At 62.5% G+C, this 18,971-nt stretch carries 19 protein-coding genes; 17 read left to right on the plus strand and 2 right to left on the minus strand.

Translation table 11 applies throughout. The features are described 5' to 3' along the window. The first annotated feature begins 48 nt into the window (after positions 1 to 48). The 10 genes from CAF70_RS11230 to CAF70_RS11275 all read left to right on the plus strand — a co-directional run bounded on the left by CAF70_RS11230 (position 49) and on the right by CAF70_RS11275 (position 11,240). Positions 49 to 825, plus strand: coding sequence for a hypothetical protein (locus CAF70_RS11230; RefSeq protein WP_085622891.1), 777 nt, complete (start codon positions 49 to 51; stop codon positions 823 to 825). A gap of 53 nt (positions 826 to 878) precedes the next feature. After that, positions 879 to 1,988 (plus strand): hypothetical protein, encoded by a 1,110-nt coding sequence (locus CAF70_RS11235; RefSeq protein WP_178076373.1) that lies wholly within the window; start codon positions 879 to 881, stop codon positions 1,986 to 1,988. Between the two features lie 73 nt (positions 1,989 to 2,061). Further along, complete coding sequence (locus tag CAF70_RS11240) at positions 2,062 to 2,901, plus strand: dienelactone hydrolase family protein (protein ID WP_085622893.1); 840 nt, start codon at positions 2,062 to 2,064, stop codon at positions 2,899 to 2,901. Next, entirely contained in the window at positions 2,889 to 3,812 is a 924-nt protein-coding gene (locus CAF70_RS11245) for a bile acid:sodium symporter family protein (RefSeq protein ID WP_158090315.1), read from the plus strand. Before CAF70_RS11240 ends, CAF70_RS11245 begins: the two co-directional genes overlap by 13 nt. A 6-nt stretch (positions 3,813 to 3,818) precedes the next feature. Beyond that, positions 3,819 to 5,084 (plus strand): cation:proton antiporter, encoded by a 1,266-nt coding sequence (locus CAF70_RS11250; RefSeq protein ID WP_158090316.1) that lies wholly within the window; start codon positions 3,819 to 3,821, stop codon positions 5,082 to 5,084. A 116-nt stretch (positions 5,085 to 5,200) separates the two neighbouring features. Further along, positions 5,201 to 6,310, plus strand: coding sequence for a hypothetical protein (locus CAF70_RS11255; RefSeq protein ID WP_085622899.1), 1,110 nt, complete (start codon positions 5,201 to 5,203; stop codon positions 6,308 to 6,310). Between the two features lie 34 nt (positions 6,311 to 6,344). After that, a complete protein-coding gene (locus tag CAF70_RS11260; RefSeq protein WP_158090317.1) occupies positions 6,345 to 7,478 on the plus strand; it encodes a cupin-like domain-containing protein in 1,134 nt (377 codons plus the stop codon). Between the two features lie 103 nt (positions 7,479 to 7,581). Further along, positions 7,582 to 8,016 (plus strand): MAPEG family protein, encoded by a 435-nt coding sequence (locus CAF70_RS11265; protein WP_085622903.1) that lies wholly within the window; start codon positions 7,582 to 7,584, stop codon positions 8,014 to 8,016. A 38-nt stretch (positions 8,017 to 8,054) separates the two neighbouring features. Next, positions 8,055 to 10,373 (plus strand): RND family transporter, encoded by a 2,319-nt coding sequence (locus tag CAF70_RS11270; protein WP_256573271.1) that lies wholly within the window; start codon positions 8,055 to 8,057, stop codon positions 10,371 to 10,373. Positions 10,374 to 10,511: 138 nt separating this feature from the next. Continuing rightward, entirely contained in the window at positions 10,512 to 11,240 is a 729-nt protein-coding gene (locus CAF70_RS11275; RefSeq protein WP_085622907.1) for a TetR/AcrR family transcriptional regulator, read from the plus strand. A gap of 102 nt (positions 11,241 to 11,342) precedes the next feature. On the opposite strand, the gene CAF70_RS11280 is transcribed toward CAF70_RS11275, so the two are convergent. Beyond that, complete coding sequence (locus CAF70_RS11280) at positions 11,343 to 11,579, minus strand: YdcH family protein (protein WP_075046038.1); 237 nt, start codon at positions 11,577 to 11,579, stop codon at positions 11,343 to 11,345. 117 nt (positions 11,580 to 11,696) lie between these two features. On the opposite strand from CAF70_RS11280, the gene CAF70_RS11285 reads away from it, so the two are divergent. The 5 genes from CAF70_RS11285 to CAF70_RS11305 all read left to right on the plus strand — a co-directional run bounded on the left by CAF70_RS11285 (position 11,697) and on the right by CAF70_RS11305 (position 16,322). Beyond that, entirely contained in the window at positions 11,697 to 12,062 is a 366-nt protein-coding gene (locus CAF70_RS11285; RefSeq protein ID WP_085622909.1) for a 5-carboxymethyl-2-hydroxymuconate Delta-isomerase, read from the plus strand. Positions 12,063 to 12,227: 165 nt separating this feature from the next. Further along, a complete protein-coding gene (locus CAF70_RS11290) occupies positions 12,228 to 13,865 on the plus strand; it encodes a phosphoethanolamine transferase (protein ID WP_085622911.1) in 1,638 nt (545 codons plus the stop codon). Between the two features lie 98 nt (positions 13,866 to 13,963). Beyond that, entirely contained in the window at positions 13,964 to 15,097 is a 1,134-nt protein-coding gene (gene rnd / locus CAF70_RS11295; protein ID WP_085622913.1) for a ribonuclease D, read from the plus strand. Then, positions 15,094 to 15,387, plus strand: a complete 294-nt coding sequence (locus CAF70_RS11300; protein ID WP_085622915.1) for a YcgL domain-containing protein — start codon at positions 15,094 to 15,096, stop codon at positions 15,385 to 15,387. The genes rnd and CAF70_RS11300 overlap by 4 nt, the downstream gene beginning before the upstream one ends. 2 nt (positions 15,388 to 15,389) lie before the next feature. Continuing rightward, positions 15,390 to 16,322, plus strand: coding sequence for a D-2-hydroxyacid dehydrogenase (locus CAF70_RS11305; RefSeq protein ID WP_085622917.1), 933 nt, complete (start codon positions 15,390 to 15,392; stop codon positions 16,320 to 16,322). Positions 16,323 to 16,453: 131 nt separating this feature from the next. Here the strand turns inward: CAF70_RS11305 and CAF70_RS11310 are convergent, their stop codons facing one another. Beyond that, positions 16,454 to 17,047 carry a nitroreductase family protein gene (locus tag CAF70_RS11310; RefSeq protein ID WP_085622919.1) on the minus strand — a complete coding sequence of 198 codons (594 nt, stop codon included), beginning with the start codon at positions 17,045 to 17,047 and terminating at the stop codon, positions 16,454 to 16,456. A gap of 144 nt (positions 17,048 to 17,191) precedes the next feature. Here CAF70_RS11310 and CAF70_RS11315 point away from each other — a divergent pair, with 144 nt between their 5' ends. Together CAF70_RS11315 and CAF70_RS11320 are read left to right on the plus strand one after the other, a co-directional pair. Further along, positions 17,192 to 17,641, plus strand: coding sequence for a YcgN family cysteine cluster protein (locus CAF70_RS11315; RefSeq protein WP_085622921.1), 450 nt, complete (start codon positions 17,192 to 17,194; stop codon positions 17,639 to 17,641). Positions 17,642 to 17,682: 41 nt separating this feature from the next. Beyond that, positions 17,683 to 18,891, plus strand: a complete 1,209-nt coding sequence (locus tag CAF70_RS11320) for a hypothetical protein (RefSeq protein WP_085622923.1) — start codon at positions 17,683 to 17,685, stop codon at positions 18,889 to 18,891. Positions 18,892 to 18,971: the final 80 nt, after the last annotated feature.

Here is an 18,971-nt window from a genome sequence, read left to right on the forward strand (position 1 = left end):
AATCTGGATATATAAGGTTTTAATTGATCCTACAAAGGAGCGTGAAAAATGAATGTTGAATTGACCCCGGAAATGATCAACGAGTACCAGACACGTATGGCCGTGGCGCGGGAAAGGTTTGCTAGCCGTGAAGATGTACAGGCCTTGTTCAACGCGCCGATGGAGCCTCGGTTGCTGAACCTCTTCATGATCTACTGGAGCGCCATGAGTGCCGCGCTGACAACGCCTATCCCCGAGTATCTGGCCACCGCCGGCATGCGCTGCGAGGCGTTGGGCCTGCATGACCTGGCCGAGTTTTTCAAGGAACACACCGAAGAAGAAGATGGCCATCACGAATGGGCGGCTGCGGATGTGCGCAAACTGGTCGACCTGTGGAACTTGAACAACCCGGGCATGCCGTTCAATGCCGACGATTTGCTGGTTTCCAACTTGACGCCGTCGGTGCGCCGTTATCACCAGTTGCACAAGGATGTTGTAGCGGGCGATGCGCCATGGGCGGAACTTGCAATCGATGTCGAGATTGAATTGATCACCACGCAATATGGCCCACCGCTGATGAAAGCTTGCAGCGCGGCATTGTGCGAGCGTGGCCAGCAAAGCATTTCGTTCCTGGCCGAACATGTCCGCTTCGACTTTGGCCATACCGATATCAACTTCCGCGTCGTTGCCAATTTGATCAAGGCCAAGCCCGAGTTCACCGACCACCTGGTTGCCATTGGCGAGCGGGCACTGACCGCTTATGGCGATTTCCTCGGTGAGGCCTTGCAACTGGCCCGGCAGGCCTACGCCCGCCTGCAGCACAGCCGGGCGACGGTCGGCGCGTGATCTGACACGGACTGTTATTCGAATACGACAAGGATAGAAAGGAGCTGGTCGGTATGTTCAAGAAAGTGTGCGTCACCTGCTTGCTGACCGATGCCGTCGAAGGGGTGGCACTCGACTCTGACGGTATCTGCAACCTGTGCCGCGTAGCGCAGGGAGGTGGCAATGAGCGCCAGGAGGCGCGGCGCATGCAGTTTCAGCACGATCTGGAGTCGACGCTACGCGCCGCCAAGGGCAGTGGCAGGCAGTACGACTGCATCGTTTCCTTCAGCGGCGGCAAGGACAGTTGCTACCTCTTGCATCGGCTGGTGAAGGATTACGGCCTGAAAGTGCTGGCGTATACCAGCGACTACGACATACCGCCCAGAACCTGGGACAACATTCGCCGCACCATCAAGGCCCTGGGGGTAGACCATCACGTGCACCGCCCGGTGCAGAGTGTCTACCGCCGCTTCATCCGCCACCTGCTGATGAATCAAGGCCCCAAGGGGGCGGTGCACACCGTTTGCTATTTCTGGCTGGATATTCGTGAGGGCGACCTGTTGCGGTTTGCCCTCGAGAAAGACATCCCGCTGATTTTCACCGGCTATTCGCCTGGCCAGCCGGAGCCCGAACGCATGCTCTACGAAATGGCCCCGGAACGTATTGCCCAGGATTGGACGCCGCATGAATTGTTCGCCAACGGGGTGTTCGAGGAGCACGAGCGGGCGCTGTTCTGGAACCCGCAGCAATACCCTGGGCAGGTCAGGCTGCCGCGCATTCTGGCCCCGTTTCATGCCTGGGACTACGACCAGGCAGGTGTCACCAGGGCGGTCATCGAACTGGGGCTGGTCCAGGACAAGGTGCACGCCAACCCGGTACTGAGCAACTTCACCTTGAACTGGCTGCTGATGTATTCGGACCTCAAGCACCTTGGTTACAACCCGTACAAACCGGAGTTCGCCAAGCTGGTGCGCGAAGGCAAGGCGGGGCGTACCCGCTGGCGGATCATTTTCGCGCTGATGGACTTCATGGTGCGCCGGCGGATTTTCATGGGCCGGCATATCGACCGTTCGCTGCGCGAACTGGGCTTGCGTCTTGAAGACTTGCGCATGGCGCCAGTGCAGCAGGCGCCGCGCGACCGGGGCCAGCCACACAAGGCCGGCCGGGCCCACGATTTCGCCTGACCGCTGGCGGTGCCGGCCATGAGCGAAATCGGCCGCGCCGCCCTTTCCAATGTTTCAACCAAGGATGGTATCGATGAGCGATACAGCATTCTCCAGCGGACTGTTCGCAGGTTTCACGGACTTCCGCTTCTCTCATGAAGGCGTGTCGCGCCAGGTCTTTCGCCTGGGCGAAGGGCCGGCCGTGTTGTTGATGCATGAGGTCCCCGGGTTGCATGAGGGGGTGGTGCGGCTGGCCCGTCGGCTGGCAGACGCCGGCCTGAGCGTCTGGCTGCCGGTGTTGTTCGGTGAGCCCGGGGTGCGGGTTTCGGCGTTATCCGTGGCCAGCTGCATGGGCAAGGTGTGTATCTCGCGGGAGTTCAAGGTGCTGGCCAGCCGGCGCCGCAGCCCGATCACCGACTGGCTGCGAGCGTTGGCCCGTTGCGCCCACGAGGCCTGTGCGGGGCCCGGCGTAGGCGTGATCGGGATGTGCCTGACCGGTGGTTTCGGCCTGGCCATGATGGCGGATGCCGCGGTGATTGCCCCGGTGCTCGCCAACCCGTCGCTGCCGTTTGCCCTGTCTGCTGGCAAAGCAGGGGCACTGGGCCTAGAGCACGCGGTACTGGAAACCATCAGCCGGCGCGCCAGCGAGCAGGACATCACGGTGCTGGGGCTGCGCTTCACGGGCGACCCAGCAGTGCCGAACGCGCGCTTCGAAAGCCTGAAACAGGCCTTCGGCGAGCGCTTCGTGGCATGCGAAATCGACTCCAGTGCGCGCAACCCGCACGGGATCGGCCGCTGGGCCCATTCGGTGCTGGGGGTGAGCTACGTCGACCACCCAAGCCATCCCACTTACCAGGCCCAGGAACAGGTCGTGGCCTTTCTCCAGGCTCGACTCGCCGCGAACACTTCAGAGGCATGCACATGGAAACCATAGAACTGGCCAGGACCCTGGCGCCGGTCATCCTGTTCGTGATGATGATCGGGATGGGGCTGGGCCTTGAGGTCGCGGATTTTGCCAACCTGCTCCGGGCGCCTGCGGGTGTGGTGATCGGTACCCTGGGCCAGGTGGTGGTGTTGCCGTTGGTGGGCGTGTGGGTCACCTGGCTGTTCGCGCTGGACGGCGCCTTGGCACTAGGCGTGATCATTCTGGCGCTGTGCCCCGGCGGCGTGGCCTCCAACACCATCACTTACCTGGTCAAGGGCGATGTGGCGCTGTCGATCTCGCTTACCGTGATTTCCAGCTGCGTGGCGTTTGTCAGTGTGCCGTTGCTGGCCTCGCTGGCCCTGGCGCACTTCGGCCTGTTCAGTCACGAGGTGCGCCTGCCGATGGGCGAAACGGTATGGCGGCTGTTTCTGCTCACCTTGCTGCCGCTGGCCCTGGGCATGCTGATCGCCCGTCAATGGCCGAACGCCAGCGTTCGGCTGCAGAAGCCGCTGCGCCTGCTCGGCTTCGCCTTCCTGATGCTGATGATCCTGACCGTGGTGGTCCGGGAGTACGCGCTGCTCGAAGACTACGCCTCGCGCCTGGGGGCCAGCCTGCTGGTTCTGTTCAGCGCGACCATGGGCCTGGCCTGGCTGGTGGCGTGGCTGGCCGGGCTGGGCCGCGAGCAGCGGCGCTCGATCACTGTCGAGATCGGCATCCAGAACAGCGCGCTGGCGATGGTCATCGCCAGCCTGATTGGCAGTGTCGACATGGCCATCGCCGCGATCATCTACAGCGTCATGGTCTGCCTGATCGCGCTGCTGGGCGTTTCTGCGCATGCCTGGTTTACCAGGCAAAGCCGCGTAACGGACCCGCGGCGGGCTTATGGGCAGCACGCATGCAACCCGCTAGCCAAGGACTGAATGGCCATGAACACAGCAAGCATTTTCCTGCAGTTACTGGTGATCCTCGGGATCTCCCATTGCCTGGGCCGCATCAGCTACTGGCTGGGGCAACCCGCCGTCATCGGCTACCTGCTGACCGGCGTGGTTGTCGGGCCCATGGTCCTCGGTGCATTCGACCCGGGCCTGAGCAGCGCACTGTTCGCCAACCTTTCGGGGTTGATGGTACTGGGCAAAATCGGCCTGATCTTCATCATGTTCGGCCTTGGCCTGGAAGCCGGGGCGACAGAACCTGGCCCAGCGCAAGCCAAGGCAGGCAAGGCCTTGCCGATTGCCCTGTGCGGCTTCATTGGCGCGGGCCTGGCGGGCATGCTGCTCGGGCATGTCAGCCATGGTGTGTTTTCAGGGCATGTCGAGCGGCTGCCGTACATGCTGTTCTTCGGCGTCGTCATGGGCGCCACGGCGGTTCCGGTGCTGGCCGGGATCCTCGCTGATCCGCGGTTCCCGCATCGTTCATTGTCGCCGTTGGTGATGAATGCCGCGGTGATCACCGACATCCTCGCCTGGTTCGCTTTGTCGCTGGTGCTGGTGGTGCTGTCGAGCAAAGGCACGTCGGGCATTTTCTATTCCGCCATCACCCTGGTGGTGCTGGTGGCGGTCGCCGAACTGGTGGTCAGCCGCCGCCTGGTAGGGGCGGCGGGGGCAGCTGCGGGTTGCGACCCGTCCAGGCCCCTGATCGCTGCCTTGATCGTGCTGTTCGCCTTCTGCGTCATCACCGACCTGGCCAACGCCCACGTCACCATCGGCGCATTCGTCGCGGGTATTGCCTTCCGCAAGCACAAGGGCTTGCGCGAGTTCTGGGAAAAAGGCCCACAACCGCTGGTGAACCTGTTCTTCGCGCCGCTGTTCTTTGGCACGGCCGCGATGAACGTGCAGATCGATGCCGCCAGTTGGCCGGGGCTGCTGGCCTGGGGCGGGTTGTTTTTCCTGGTGGGGGCGGTGGGCAAGGCTGGGAGTTCGTACCTGGCTGCGCGCTTCACCGGGTTGGACCGGCCCGACGCATTCGTGCTCGCCACCCTGATGCACACCAAAGGCGTGATGGAAATCATCTTGCTCACCGTAGGCCTGGAAATCGGCGTCATCACGCCAGACCTCTACGCGATTCTCATGGTGGTCGCACTGCTGGCGACGGTGATTACCCTGCCAGTGGTGCGGCGGGTCACGCCTCGTCGCCAGGCCCCGGCAGCGCAACCCCAGGTGTTGTTTGGCCAGGGAGAAAAACGCGCTGGGTGATGAGCAAGGGTTCAGAAAGTACCGATAGGGATGTTCACGTAAAAAAATGGGAAGTGATGCTGATGAGACCTATGTTGAATACCGACGTGGAAAGAAGCGGCGTTGACGCAGGCGCAATGCCCTGGACCGTGAACCTGCGTGGCGCTGATGGCGAAGGCGTGCCGGTGACCGCGTATTTGCGCGAGCTGGGCGAGAGCAGCTTGACGCTGGACCTGGAACTGGCCGTGCAACCCGGGCAGGTGCTGGCACTGGCGGGAAAGGACGAGATTGCCCGGCGCGACATTGCCTTCGAGGCGCAGGTCGTGCAGGTACAGGTGAACGGGCCGGGCCAGCTTGCTTCGGTGCGTTGCAGCCCCTGCGCGACGCAGGTGTCACGGCAGTGGCCGCGCGATGTCAAACAGCTCTGCCAGCGCCTGCGCGTTGACCAGGCCGTTGCGGCAGCCGGGCGCGTTGGCGGGTTCCAGCCGCTTTGCCCGGCCACCGACAAGCGTGCGGCGGTGCCGCTGTCGCTAACCCAGGCCAAGTCCGTCGACGAGCGAGAGGCCGCCTATCGCCTGGTGTATGACGCCTACTTCGCCAAAGGCCTGGCCGAGCCGGCCGAGAATGGGCTGTACACCAACGGTTTTCTGCTCAACCCGCAGACGGTGACGTTCGTTGGCAAGGTGGAGCAGGCCGTGGCCATGACCCTGACCTCTATTCCCGATTCGGAGCAGGGGCTGCCCATGGACGCGGTATTTGCCGACTGCCTGGAGCCCTTGCGCAAACAAGGCAGGCGCCTTGTCGAGTTCGGCATGCTGGCGGTCGGCACCGAGCATTTCGGCGCGATGAACTACAGCATTCACGACCCTGACCGGATGCTGTGCGTGTACTCGCTGTTCCGTATTGCCCTGCAGCACGCCAAGTTCAGCCGTGACTGCACCGATGTGGTGTTCGCCGTGCCACCCAAGCACCAGGCGCTGTATCGCTTCATGGGCGTCGGTGCCATATCCGAGGTGCGCTATTACAGCAAGTACAACACGCCCGCCGTGGCCATCCGCATCGACCTGCTGGCGCTGGAACTGCGCCCGCACGTCAGGCAGTTCCTGTTCGGCGAGGCGATGGCCGAACTACAGGAAATCGGCCTGACCGATTGGGGGGTACAGGCCCTGGCCAGATTGTTCGGTAGCCGATCCGCGCCCAGCGTGGCGCGGGATGCCGAGCCGCAGTTCAACAGTCAATCTCAATGACCCAGCAGGGAGAAGCAAGGCAATGGACAAAGCAATGAGGTCGCACAACAGTTTCGCACAGGCGGACTTCCCGACCATCGATCTGAGCCACGATCCGAAGATCGACTGGCTCACCCGCAGCCGCTACTGGGCGGACTTCCTGCGTCGGTACTACCTGGTCGGGCGCAAGGAACATGGCCCCTACGGTACCCCCGCCTGCATCGAACGCACCCGCCGTATCGAGGCGCGTATCCAGGAACAGTCCAGGGCGTATGGCGACGGCCCGACCTTGCCGGTGCCCGAGGTCGACATCAACGCGCTGTCAGCCGAGAACTTCCACAAGCTCTACCTGGAGCCCAACACCCCGGTGGTATTCCGTGGCGCGGCCAAACACTGGGAGTCGGTACGCAAATGGACGCCAGAATACCTGGCGCAACACTACGGCGATGTGAAGGTGGCCACCCGGGTGCGCGGCAACGAGCTGAACGAGAAGGCGTTGCAGTACATCGACCTGCCGATAGCAGAGGTGGTCGAGAACATTCTCGGTGGTGGCACCTACTACCCGGGCCACACCGAAGACCTGTTCAACAAGCACCCCGAGTTGCGCCAGGAACTCGACCTGGCAACTTTGGGCAAGTACCTGAGCACGCGCGACAAACGCATCATGTCGACGCAGATGTTCCTCTCGGCCGGTGGGGTGATCTCGGGGTGGCACTGCACTGGCGGGCCGAACCTGTTCACCATGATCAATGGCGTGAAGAAATGGACGTTCGTGCATCCCAAGCATTCGATGTGGATGCACCCGATCACGCGCAAGGACATGTTCTACGCCGCCACCATGCTCGACTGGCGCAAAAGCCATGACGAGATCGAAGCGGACGGCTACCCGTTGTATCGCTACATCCCCAAATACACCACCACGCTGGAAGCGGGGGACGTGCTGTTTTCCCCGCACTGGTGGTGGCACTGCGTGGAAACGCCGGTCCCCTCGCTGGCGATTGCATCGCGGGCGATCAACAAGATGATCATGGGCAACAAGATGTTCTCGCTGATGTGGATTACCTCGCCACGCTTCCGCCAGACGGTAATGACCGTGCTCAAGGAAGGCTGGGGGTCGGACAAGGCCACCGGCGCGAAACTTGCGTTCGAGTTCGACACCGAGGAGTTCGTCCGTCGCGTATCGCTTTAGGTGCCGCCTGACCGGGCTATGACCATTATACTGTGACGGCCCCGGGGGCTGGCCCCCGGGACGTTAATGTCCTAGACCGGAAAGTTGATCTAAAGGAGTAGATATGAGCGTAGTTCTTTACAGCTATACCCTGTGCGTGTTGGTGCTGTTTTTAAAGATGTTTGCCATTTCATGTTACCAGGGCGTTTACCGCATCGGCCGCATGACATTCAAGAATGCCGAAGATGCGAGTTTTGTCGGAAGGGCCGCCAGTGCCGAAGAACTGCCCCAAGTATCACGGGCATCCCAGGCCTGGATGAACGACCTCGAGAACATTCCATTGTTCTTTGTGCTCGGCGGTATTTACGTCCTGCTGGACGGGCCGGCCGAACCGGCGGTGTGGTTGTTCTCGCTGTTCACCGTTGCCCGCGTCGTTCACACCGTGACTTATCTGGCGCGCTGGCAGCCATGGCGCACGCTGTCTTATGCCGTGGGCATCGTCTGCCTCTTCGCGTTGGCAGGAATAATCATCGCTCAATTGGTCGCAGGGACCAGTTGAAGTTCTATCCATAACAAACAGGATCGCCGGTGGGCGAGATGACCAACATGGGCATGGAAGCAATAATTCGATTTCTGATCAATTGGCGCCGGTTCAACGCGCTTTGGGTGGTACTGGTCGTATTGGCGGTTGCGCCTGGTGTGATGAACCTGCGTTTCGACGCTTCGATCGATACCTTCCTGCCCGAGGACAACCTCGAACGCCAGCAATACGAACAATTCAGGCAACGGTTCGGCGATGACCGCCTGTTGGTGATCGCCTTGCCGGTTCAATCGCTGTTCACCGGCGAGCAGATGGCCAGCTTACAGGCGCTGACCACGCGCCTGGAGCAGCTACCCGATGTAGCCAAGGCAACCAGCATTGCCTCGGTCGACATCATGCTTGGCGAGCAGCAGGCGCTGGACATCCTGCCGGCTGAAAAGGCCTTGGCCAACCCTGCTGCGTACGACCGGCAACGGGTGGTGGACAAGCTGCTCGGCAGCCCGTTGTATCTTCGTGACCTGGTCTCGCCAGACGGCCAGGTCACGGCCATCCTGCTCGAAGCGAACCTGGCGGCTACCGAAGGCAAGTTCGAGCGGATCTTGTCGGGCGTGCACGCGATCATGAACGACAGCGGTCATGCGAAATACTACGTTGCCGGTGAACCGGTCGTAGAGCAGCAAGTGACCAGCGACATGTGGAAAGACCTTCAGACATTCATACCGCTCACCGCGCTGATCCTGTTCGTGTTGCTGCTGGTGTTTCTGCGCAACCTGGGCGATGTGATGGTGATGCTGGCAGTGGTGACGCTGTGCACGCTGCTGCTGCTGGGCGGGATGGCCAGAGCGGGCTTGCCCATGAACGCCGTCACGGTTGGTTTGCCATCGATCATGATGTGCGTCGCCGTACTGGACTGCCTGCACTTGCTGGGCGCCTATCGTCAGGGGCTCGACCAGGGGATGCCGGTGCTGGATGCTGTGCGGTTTTCCTTGCGGCAGAACCTCATGCCGTGCTTCCTGACCGCGCTCACCACGGCATTCGGCTTTCTCGACCTGGCACTCAGCGAGGTGGCCCCGATTCGTCAATTCGGTGTCATCGCATCACTGGCAGCCATCTTCGCTTACCTGCTGTCCTGCCTGGTAATGCCATTCCTGCTGGAATGCGCGGCTTCGCGCCGGGTGCGTCGAAGCGAGCCGAAAAATCATGCCAGGTGGGTGCAACGCTTCGAGCCGCTGTACCGTTCACCCAGGTTGCTGCCCTATGTCTCGATCGCGCTGGTGGTGCTGGCCGTTCTGCCGATCGGGCGCCTGCATGTGGAAGCCTCGTTCCTCAATTTCATCGACAAGACGGCGCCAATCCACGTTTCCACAGATTACATAGAACGTGAGCTGGGCGGAGTGTCCAACCTCGAGATCAGCCTTGCGACCGAACACGCGGGTGGCGTGCTCGAGCCCGAGGCGTTGCGCGAGATTGTCGCGTTGCAAGGGTTCATCAGCCAGATCCCGGGCGTGGACAAGAGCCTGTCGGTGGTGGATTTCCTCAAGGACATTCACCGTGAAGTGGAGGGTGGGGATAGCCGTCAGCAGGCCCTGCCGCCCAGCCGCGAGAGCGCGGAACAGTATGTGTTCACCTACTCGCTGGCCGGGCCGGACCATGACCTGAAACGCTTCATCGACTATGACAACCAGTTCACCCGGGTGCGCATCCGCCTGCAACAGATGCCGCATGCGCAACTGCAGCAAGTGCTGGATCAGGTCCAGGGTTATCTGGACAGCCATCCCGGCGTTTTCGAGCATCATCTGACCTCCTACTCGGTCATGCAGTCGGTGATGGTCAAGCTGCTGCTCGACGGCATGGCGTGGAGCCTGTTGTCGGCCGTGCTGTCCATGCTCGTGGCGTTTTTCATCCTCACCCGCTCCTGGGCGGCAGCGGTGGTAGCGGTGATCGTCAACATCCTGCCGCTGGTGGCAGTGTTCGGGGTGATGGGCGCCCTGGGGCTGTCGATCAACGTGGGCACTTCGATGATCGGCTGCATCATGTTCGGGCTGGTGGTGGATGCGACGCTGCATTGCTTCTACCACGCCAGGCAAGCGCCGGCGCAGCTGACGGCCCGGCAGGTGGTCAGGCTGGTCTTCGACGATGTCGGTGAAGCCCTGTGGGTCGGCGGCCTGGTGCTGTGTGCCGGGTTCCTCGTACTCGGGGTAGGGGAGTCCTACTTCACCCGATTGTTTGGCCTGTTCTGCGCGCTGGCGGTCCTGGTATCGCTGCTCTGCAACGCACTGGGCATTCCCTATGTCATTCACCACTTTCTCAGGCGTCCAGCGCCGGGTGGTGTTGAAAGCGCCGCAGTCGCGCTACCGAGCATTGATCCACGCTGACCCGCGCACGTCATCGGTGCTTTAAACCTTGCGAGCCTGGCTTATCTGACCGGGTAGCCAAAAACCGCAAATCCTGACCAGGCCGGCTTGCCTCGCTGCAAGCCGCGTCTGCCAATACAACAAAGGAATGAAAACCACATGACCAAGCAAACAGTACTGGTGAGCAAATCGGGGCGCCCAAAGGATCAGGCCAAACGTAAAGCGGTGCTGGAGGCGGCCAAGAGCCTGTTCCTGAGCAAAGGCTACGAGGGTAGCAGCATGGATGCCATCGCCGCAGAAGCGGGTGTTTCGAAATTGACCGTGTACAACCATTACCGAGACAAGGCCACGCTGTTCTCCGCGGCGATAACGGCCAAGTGCGATGAGCAGCTACCTGAGCGGCTGTTCGAATTTTCACCGCATGCCAGCATCGAGACGGTGTTGCTCAATATCGGCATCAAGTACCTGGAGCTGATATGCAGCAGCGAGGCTGTAGCCCTGCAGCGGGTCATCGTCGCCATGGCCAATCAGGAGCCCAAGCTGGCCTGCATGTTCTACGAGGCCGGTGCACGGCACATGCTCAGGGAAATGACCAACCTGCTGATGCGCGCGTCGCTGGCAGGCCGCTTGCACATCGAGGACCCGCAGAAGGCGGCGGAGCGCTTCTTCTGCCTGCTCAAGGGGGATGATTACTTCCGGGTGCTGATCGGAATCTGCGAACCGCTGCAAGGGGAGCAGGCCGCGCGGCATGTGCATGAGGTGGTGACGGTGTTCCTCGGCCTGCACAGCTGCGAAACGCCTCAGGTGCGTGCGGTGATGCCTTTCGGCACCCTGGCCAGCCCGGCCAAGGCGCAGGTGCCAAGCGTTGCGAGAACGCGAGGGCGCTGAGTGCAGGGTCGTCGGTATTGGCCGGCCGGCAAGCCGACCGTTCACGAAGGCCTCGCCAGGCGCGCGTGAAGGATGGCTTGCCGGTAATGCGGGAACTGGCGTTCAGGATTTGGGCGGATGAATGATCCGTTCGATCTTGTCCTTGATCAGCAACCGCTCCTTGCGCAGGCGGTTGACGGCTTCGTCGTTGGTGCCGTTGCCTTCGGCGGCGACTACCTCCTTGTCTTTGGCGTTGTATTCCTTGTGCAGTGAGTGCAGCGTCTGGTCCTTGTCCATGAGCGCCTGGAATGCATCAGCGGTAACGTGCAGGTCAGCGAGCAGATCATGCGGAACTGGCATTTCTTCACCTCTGTCGGGGGTTGGCGAATGGTTCTGACCTTTGAGGATAGTCGCCTTTGCGCAGGTAGGGGACTGGGTTAGGCTGTCGTATCTCCCCCTTGACCCGGAACCCGCACCATGCCTCACCTGAACCTTGAATACAGCGACAACCTGCGCGAGCTCAATGTCGACGTCCTGCTGCTGCGTCTGAATCACGCCCTGGTCGGCAGTGGCCAGTTCGCCGACGAGGCCGACATCAAAAGCCGCGCCGAAGCCTTCAAGCACTATCGGGTGGGCACCGCTCCCGGTGAGCGTGCCTTTGCCCATGTGCGCCTGGCCATCCTCAGCGGGCGCTCGCCCGAGGTGAAAACGCAACTGTCCGCCAGCCTGCTGGAGGTGCTGCGTGAGGCCATCCCCGAGCAGGCCGGGCTGGATGTCCAGCTGTGCGTGGAAGTGCTGGACATCGACCGCGAGCCATACGCCAAGGTACGCCTGCCTGGCTGAGCACACGCTGAATGAACTTCTTTTAATGTAGAAAAGGCGCCTGCTCACGGATTTGTTGGCGTCTTTTTCACAAAAAATTGATGGTGCGCTTTCTAGAGTTCAGCCCAGTTTCCCCGGTGCCGCGCAGGCCCTTGGGCTGATAATCACTCTAGATTGCGAACACCGATGCTCAACTTCAAATCCCTGCGGACTGAATGGGTCACGCTGCTGGCCAGCCTTTACCTGCTGATCGGCTTCAATGTCTTCCTCTGGCAGCATCTTGACCAGGTCGTGCCGCCCGGTTTGCCTGGGCTTTGGCTAAGCCTGGCGTTTGCCGTGCTGATGTTGTTCGCGTTCAACCTGATCCTTACGTTGTTCGCCTTCCGTTATGTATTGAAGCCAGTACTTATCGTGTTGTTCATGAGTGGCGCGGGTGTGGCTTACTTCATGAACCAGTACGGTGTACTTATTGACGCGGGTATGTTCCGCAATATTGCGGAAACCAACGTGGCGGAAGTGCGTGACTTGCTGTCGTTGAAGTTTGCCTTGTATATCCTGGGCCTCGGTGTAGTGCCTTCGGTACTATTGTGGAAGGCGCCCATCGCCTATCGTGCCTGGCACCGTGAACTGCTCGGCAAGCTGGTGGTTGGCGGCGCCTGCGTAGCGGCACTGGGCTCGGTGGCATTAGTCAACTACCAGGGCCTGTCGTCGCTGTTTCGCAACCACCACGAACTGCGCCTGATGCTCACCCCCAGCAATATCGTGGGGGCTTCCATCGGTTATGTCAGCGAGCGCGTCGGTACCGCATCGCACCCCTTCCAGCATTATGGCGAAGATGCCAAGCGTGATGCCGCCTGGCAAAAACACCAGCGCAAGTCGCTGACCGTGCTGGTGGTGGGTGAAAGTGCGCGGGCAGACCACTTCGGCGTGCTCGGCTACGACCGCAATACCACACCGAACCTTGCCAGGGAACAGGGCCTGCTGGCGTTTTCCGATGTGCACTCCTGTGGCACGGAAACCGCCGTCTCGGTGCCGTGCATGTTCTCTGGCATGAGGCGCAAGGACTACGATGCCCGCGTGGCGAAGAACCGCGAAGGGTTGCTGGACATTCTCCAGCGTGCCGGCCTGGCGGTGCAGTGGCGTGACAACCAGTCGGGCTGCAAGGGTACTTGCGACCGGGTGCAGTTCATTGATGTCAGCAACCTCAAGGACCCGCAGTTGTGCGCTGATGGTGAATGCCATGACCAGATCCTGCTGCAGGGCCTGGGTGAGCTGATCGACAACCTCGACAAAGACACCGTGCTGGTGCTGCACCAGATGGGCAGCCACGGGCCTGAGTACTTCAAGCGCTACCCCGGCGCCGACCAGCGCTTTGCCCCGGTGTGCCAGAGCAACGCGCTGGACCAGTGCAGCGAGCAGGAAATCATCAACGGCTACGACAACACCCTGGCTTATACGGACGAGGTGCTGGCCTCGCTTATCGATACCCTGCGCAGCAAGCAGGACAAGGTCGACACGGCAATGATCTACCTGTCCGACCACGGCGAGTCGCTGGGCGAGTACAACCTGTTCCTGCACGGCACACCCTACGCCATCGCCCCCGAGCAGCAAAAGCACGTGCCGCTGCTGACATGGTTCTCGGACAGCTACAAGGAGGACTTCGGTGTCGACACCGACTGCCTGGCCAAGCTCAGCGATGCACCGCTGTCGCAGGACAACCTGTTCCACTCGATGCTCGGCCTGTTGCAAGTGCACACCGAGGTCTACCAGCAGTCGCTGGACATGTTCGCCAGCTGCCGGCCGTGGCTGGCGGCCAAGCGCTGAGTCGGGCTGCACCGTTTATCCATTCCAGGGATGGCCCGGGTTTCACCAGCAGTGCCCGCGCCGTATATACTGCGCGCCAATGTTAGTGGGAGAGCCTCGTGGCCATCGAAATACACTGGATCCGTGACGACCAGAGCCTGGCCGAACACTGCCGCGACTGGCACAAGCTGCCCTTTGTCGCCGTCGATACCGAATTCATGCGGGTCGACACCTTCTACCCGAAAGCCGGGCTGATCCAGATCGGCGACGGCCAGCGTGCCTTCCTGATCGACCCGTTGCTGATCGGCAACTGGCAACCTTTGGCCGAACTGCTGGAAGACAGCGGTGTGGTCAAGGTGCTGCACGCCTGCAGCGAAGACCTTGAAGTGCTGCTGCGCCTGACCGGCAAACTGCCACAGCCGCTGTTCGACACCCAGCTGGCCGCCGGTTACCTGAACCTGGGCTTCTCCATGGGCTATTCGCGCCTGGTGCAGGACGTGCTGGGTATCGACCTGCCCAAGGGCGAAACCCGCTCCGACTGGCTGCAGCGGCCGCTCTCGGAAACCCAGGTCAGCTATGCCGCCGAGGATGCCGTGCACCTGGCCGAGCTGTTCACCGTGCTGCGCCCGCGCCTGAGTGACGACAAGTACGCCTGGGTGCTGGAGGACGGCGCCGAGCTGGTGGCCGCATTGCGCCGCGAAGTCGAGCCCGAAAGCCTGTACCGCGACGTCAAGCTGGCCTGGAAGTTGACCCCCCAGCAACTGGCAGTGCTGCGTGAGCTGTGCGCGTGGCGCGAGCGTGAAGCGCGCAACCGCGACGTGCCGCGCAACCGCATCCTCAAGGAGCATTCGCTGTGGCCCATGGCCAAGAGCCAGCCGAACAACCTGTCGGCGCTGGCCAAGATCGACGAGATGCATCCGCGCACCATTCGTCAGGACGGTGAGTTCCTCATTCAGCTGATCAAGCGTGCCGCCAGCCTGCCAGCCGAACAATGGCCACAGGCCCTGCCCGAGCCTTTGCCGATCGAAGCCGCCGGCATCCTCAAGCAGCTGCGTGCCATCGGCCAGGCCGAAGGTGAGCGCCTGGGCATTGCCCCCGAGCTGATGCTGCGCAAGAAAGCCCTGGAAGCGCTGCTCAAGAGCGGCTACCCCAATGGCCCCTACCAACTGCCCGATTCGCTGCGCGGCTGGCGCCGTGAGCGCATGGGCCAGGCCCTGCTGGACAGCCTGGCAGGCGCCGGAGAGACCCGATGAAACGCATTTGCTCTATCTACAAGAGCCCCCGCAAGAACGAAATGTACCTGTACGTGCTCAAGGCCGACGGCCTGGACCGTGTGCCCGAAGGCCTGCTGCCGTTCTTTGGCATCCCGAGGCACGCCTTCGACCTGGTGCTTACCCCCGAGCGCAAGCTGGCCCGCGAGGACATCGCCAAGGTGCTGGAAAACCTCGACACCCAGGGTTACCACCTGCAGATGCCGCCGCCGGAAGACGACTACATCGAGCACCTGCCCGAAGAGTTGCTGCGCCGTAACGACCCTGCCTGATCATGCGAGTACTGATTGCTGAGCATGATCATGCTCGATATGCCGAAATTTTGCGCGCAGCCGCGCCTGAACTGGAAGTCCTGACCAGCGGCGACTCCGCCGAACTGGCCCGCCAGGCGCCGCAGTGCCCGGTGTGGCTGGGCCAGCCGGACCTGCTGGCCAGCCTGCTGCGTCAGGGCCACAAACCCGGCTGGGTGCAGTCTACCTGGGCCGGTATCACCCCGCTGCTGGCCGAAGGCCTGCCGCGTGACTATCGGCTGACTCGCGCCGTGGGCATCTTTGGCCAGGTGATGGCCGAGTACATGCTCACCTACATGCTTGGCCATGAGCGCGAGGTACTGTCGCGCCTGGTCAGCCAGGTCGAGCGGCGTTGGGACGACCGCCCGGGGCGTACCCTGGAAGGGCGCAAGGTGCTGATCGTCGGCACCGGCGACATTGGCCAGCGGGTGGCCGAGTTCCTGCAGGCGTTTGGCGTGGTGCTATATGGCGTTGCCAGCAGCGCCCGCAAGCAGGCACCATTCGTCGAGGTGGCGGCGCTGGCCGACCTGCCGCGCATGGTTGGCCAGGCCGACTACGTGCTCAACCTGCTGCCGGATACCCCGGCCACCCACGACCTGTATGACGCGGCACTGTTCAAGTGCTTCCAGCCCACGGCGCTGTTCATCAATGCCGGGCGTGGGGTGGCGGTGGTCGACGCTGACCTGGTCGAAGCGCTGAAGGACGGGCACCTGGCGGGGGCGGTGATCGATGTCTGCCGACAGGAGCCACTGCCCAGGCAGCATCCGTTCTGGACGGCGTGGGGCTTGCTGCTGACCGGGCACAGCTCGGCGCCCACCTCGCCGGCGGCGATGGTACGGTTGTTTGTCGAGAATGTGCGGGCGTATGTGGCGGGGCAGGGGTTGCGTGGCGAAGTGGACTTCGCCCGGGGCTATTGATTTTGTAGTGCCTATACCGGCCTTTTCGCGGGCTTGCCCGCTCCCACAGGTATTGCGCCACCCTTGAAGGGTGTGTTGTACCTGTGGGAGCGGGCGAGCCCGCGAAAGGGCCGGTACAGCCAATGCAAGGCTTACAGGCTGAAATCACCCTCGGCAGCCAGCTCGCTCAGTGGCTTGCGCGGGCTGGGCACTTCACGCGCCTGCAGGGCTTCGTTCAGGCTGGCCTTGTCGCCCAGCTTGCCAATTGCCACCATGGCATGCAGCACGTAGCCTTCAGGCACCTTCAACTCCTGACGCGCCAGCGCCTGGTCGAAACCGGCCATGCCATGGGTATGCCAGCCGCTGATGCTGGCTTGCAGGGCCAGGTGCCCCCAGGCGGAGCCGGTGTCGAAGGTGTGCCACAGCGCCGGTTTTTCTTCCGTGGTGCCCGGTGCGGCGTAGGTGGTCTTGGAAATCACCAGCACCAGCGCCGAAGCCTGTTGCGCCCAGCTGCGGTTGGCCGGCACCAGCAGGTTCAGGTAACGCTCCCAGTTCGGCGTGTCACGGCGGGCATAGAGGAAGCGCCAAGGTTGCGAGTTGTTCGCCGACGGCGCCCAGCGAGCCGCTTCGAGGAAGCTCAGCAAGGTTTCTTCGCTGATCGGCTCGGCGGTGAAGGCGCGTGGCGACCAGCGGTTGATGAACTGCTCGTTGATGGCGTAATCGGCAATGCGGGGGTTGGCGCTCATGGCGGCTCCTGCAAAAGGACGGGAAACGCGCACGCTACTGCGTCGCGTCGCGACTGACAAGCGGTCTGGCTTTGCCGAAGGCCAGGCTCTAGACTGGCGCCGCCGCGCGCCGTGGCCCCAAGATGAATGCAGGAAACCCGTGTCATGATCGCTGAAAACGCGCCGTTCTGGCGGCGCAAGACCCTCGAGCAACTCAGCCCGCAAGAGTGGGAGTCGCTGTGTGACGGCTGCGGCCTTTGCTGCCTGCAAAAGCTTGAGGACGAGGACGATAACAGCGTCTATTACACACGCGTCGCCTGCAAATTGCTGGATCTGGATACCTGCCAGTGCAGCGATTACCCCAACCGCTTCGCCCAGGTCCCCGACTGCATCCAGCTCACCCCGGGCAAGGCCGACCAGTTCAAGTGGCTGCCGAGCACCTGCGGCTACCGCCTGGTCAGCGAAGGCAAGGATCTGCCAGCCTGGCACCACCTGGTCTGCGGCGACCGCCAGCAGGTCCATGAACAGCGCATTTCCCAGTCTGGGCGCATGCTCAGTGAACACGATGTGCACGAAGATGACTGGGAAGACCACCTGATCTTCCGCGCCAGCTGATCGGCGCGGCCCGCTGCCACGGGGAAACAAGGAGTTTCTGTATGCGTTGCCAGCTGTTGTTGCTGTTGGGCCTGATGGCCAGCTCGCCGGCCTGGGCGAAAAAGGTCGAGCTCGACTACCAGGTGCGCCTGTTACCGGCCAGTGGCCAGGCGGAGGTCCGCCTCACCTTGGCCGAAGGCAGTGCCGTGCGCAGCCTGGACTTCGACCTGGGCAAGGCCGGGGCCTACAGCGGCTTCCAGGCTGATGGCCAATGGCAAATGCAGGGCCAGCGTGGTGTGTGGCAACCGGCGGCCGGCAAGACCAGCCTCAGCTACCGCGTGCAACTGGACCAGAAACGCGCCAGCGGCGCCTATTCGTCGCGCATCACCCCGCATTGGGCGCTGTTCCTCGGTGACCAGCTGGTGCCGCCTGCGCGCCTCGACCAGCAGGATGGCACCGAGCTGGTGGCGCGGCTGGCGTTCGACCTGCCCGAGGGCTGGAAGAGCATCGAGACCTCCTGGCCACGCATCGGCAAGGACAAGTTCCGCATCGACAACGTTTCGCGCCTGTTCGACCGCCCCACCGGCTGGATGCTTGCCGGCGACCTGGGCAGCCGCCGCGCCCGCCTGGGCGAAACCGAGGTTACCGTGGCCGCACCGGTGGGGCAGGGGATGCGGCGCATGGACAACCTGACCCTGCTGACCTTTGTCTGGCCGCAATTGCAGGCGGTGTTCCCGCGCAACCCGCCGAAGCTGCTGCTGGTCGGTGCCCGTGACGGCATGTGGCGCGGGGCGATGGCTGCGCAGGGGTCGTTGTACCTGCACAGCGCCCGGCCGATGATCAGCGAGAATGGCAGCAGCCCGTTGCTGCGTGAAGTGGTGCAACTGTTTGCGCAGATCCATGGGCGTGATGGCAGTGACTGGCTGGTGGAAAGCCTGACCGAATATTACGCCAGCGAGTTGCTGCGCCGCTCGGGCGGGGTAAGTGACGACCGTTACCAGGCCTGGCAGGCGCGCCTGAGCAAGCAGGGTGCCAAAGTCACCCGGCTCAAAGGCGAGCATGCCACCCCGGCGCAGGTAGCGCGTGGGGTGATGTTGCTGCAGGCGCTGGACAAGGAAATCCGCATCCACACCCAGGCCAAGCGCTCGCTGGACGATGTGGCCCGGGGGCTGATGCGCTTGCCAGGCGTGAGCACCGAAGACTTCGTGCAGATCAGCGAGAATGTGCTGGGGCGGCGCTCCGAGGTGTTGCAGAGCAAGGCGTTGCGCTAGGGCTCTTCAGTGCCTGTGCCGGCCCCTTCGCGGGCACGCCCGCTCCCACAGGACCGCGCAGGCTCAGCGGCAATTCGGTA

The organism is Pseudomonas sp. B19(2017) (assembly GCF_002113165.1).
Lineage (GTDB): Bacteria > Pseudomonadota > Gammaproteobacteria > Pseudomonadales > Pseudomonadaceae > Aquipseudomonas.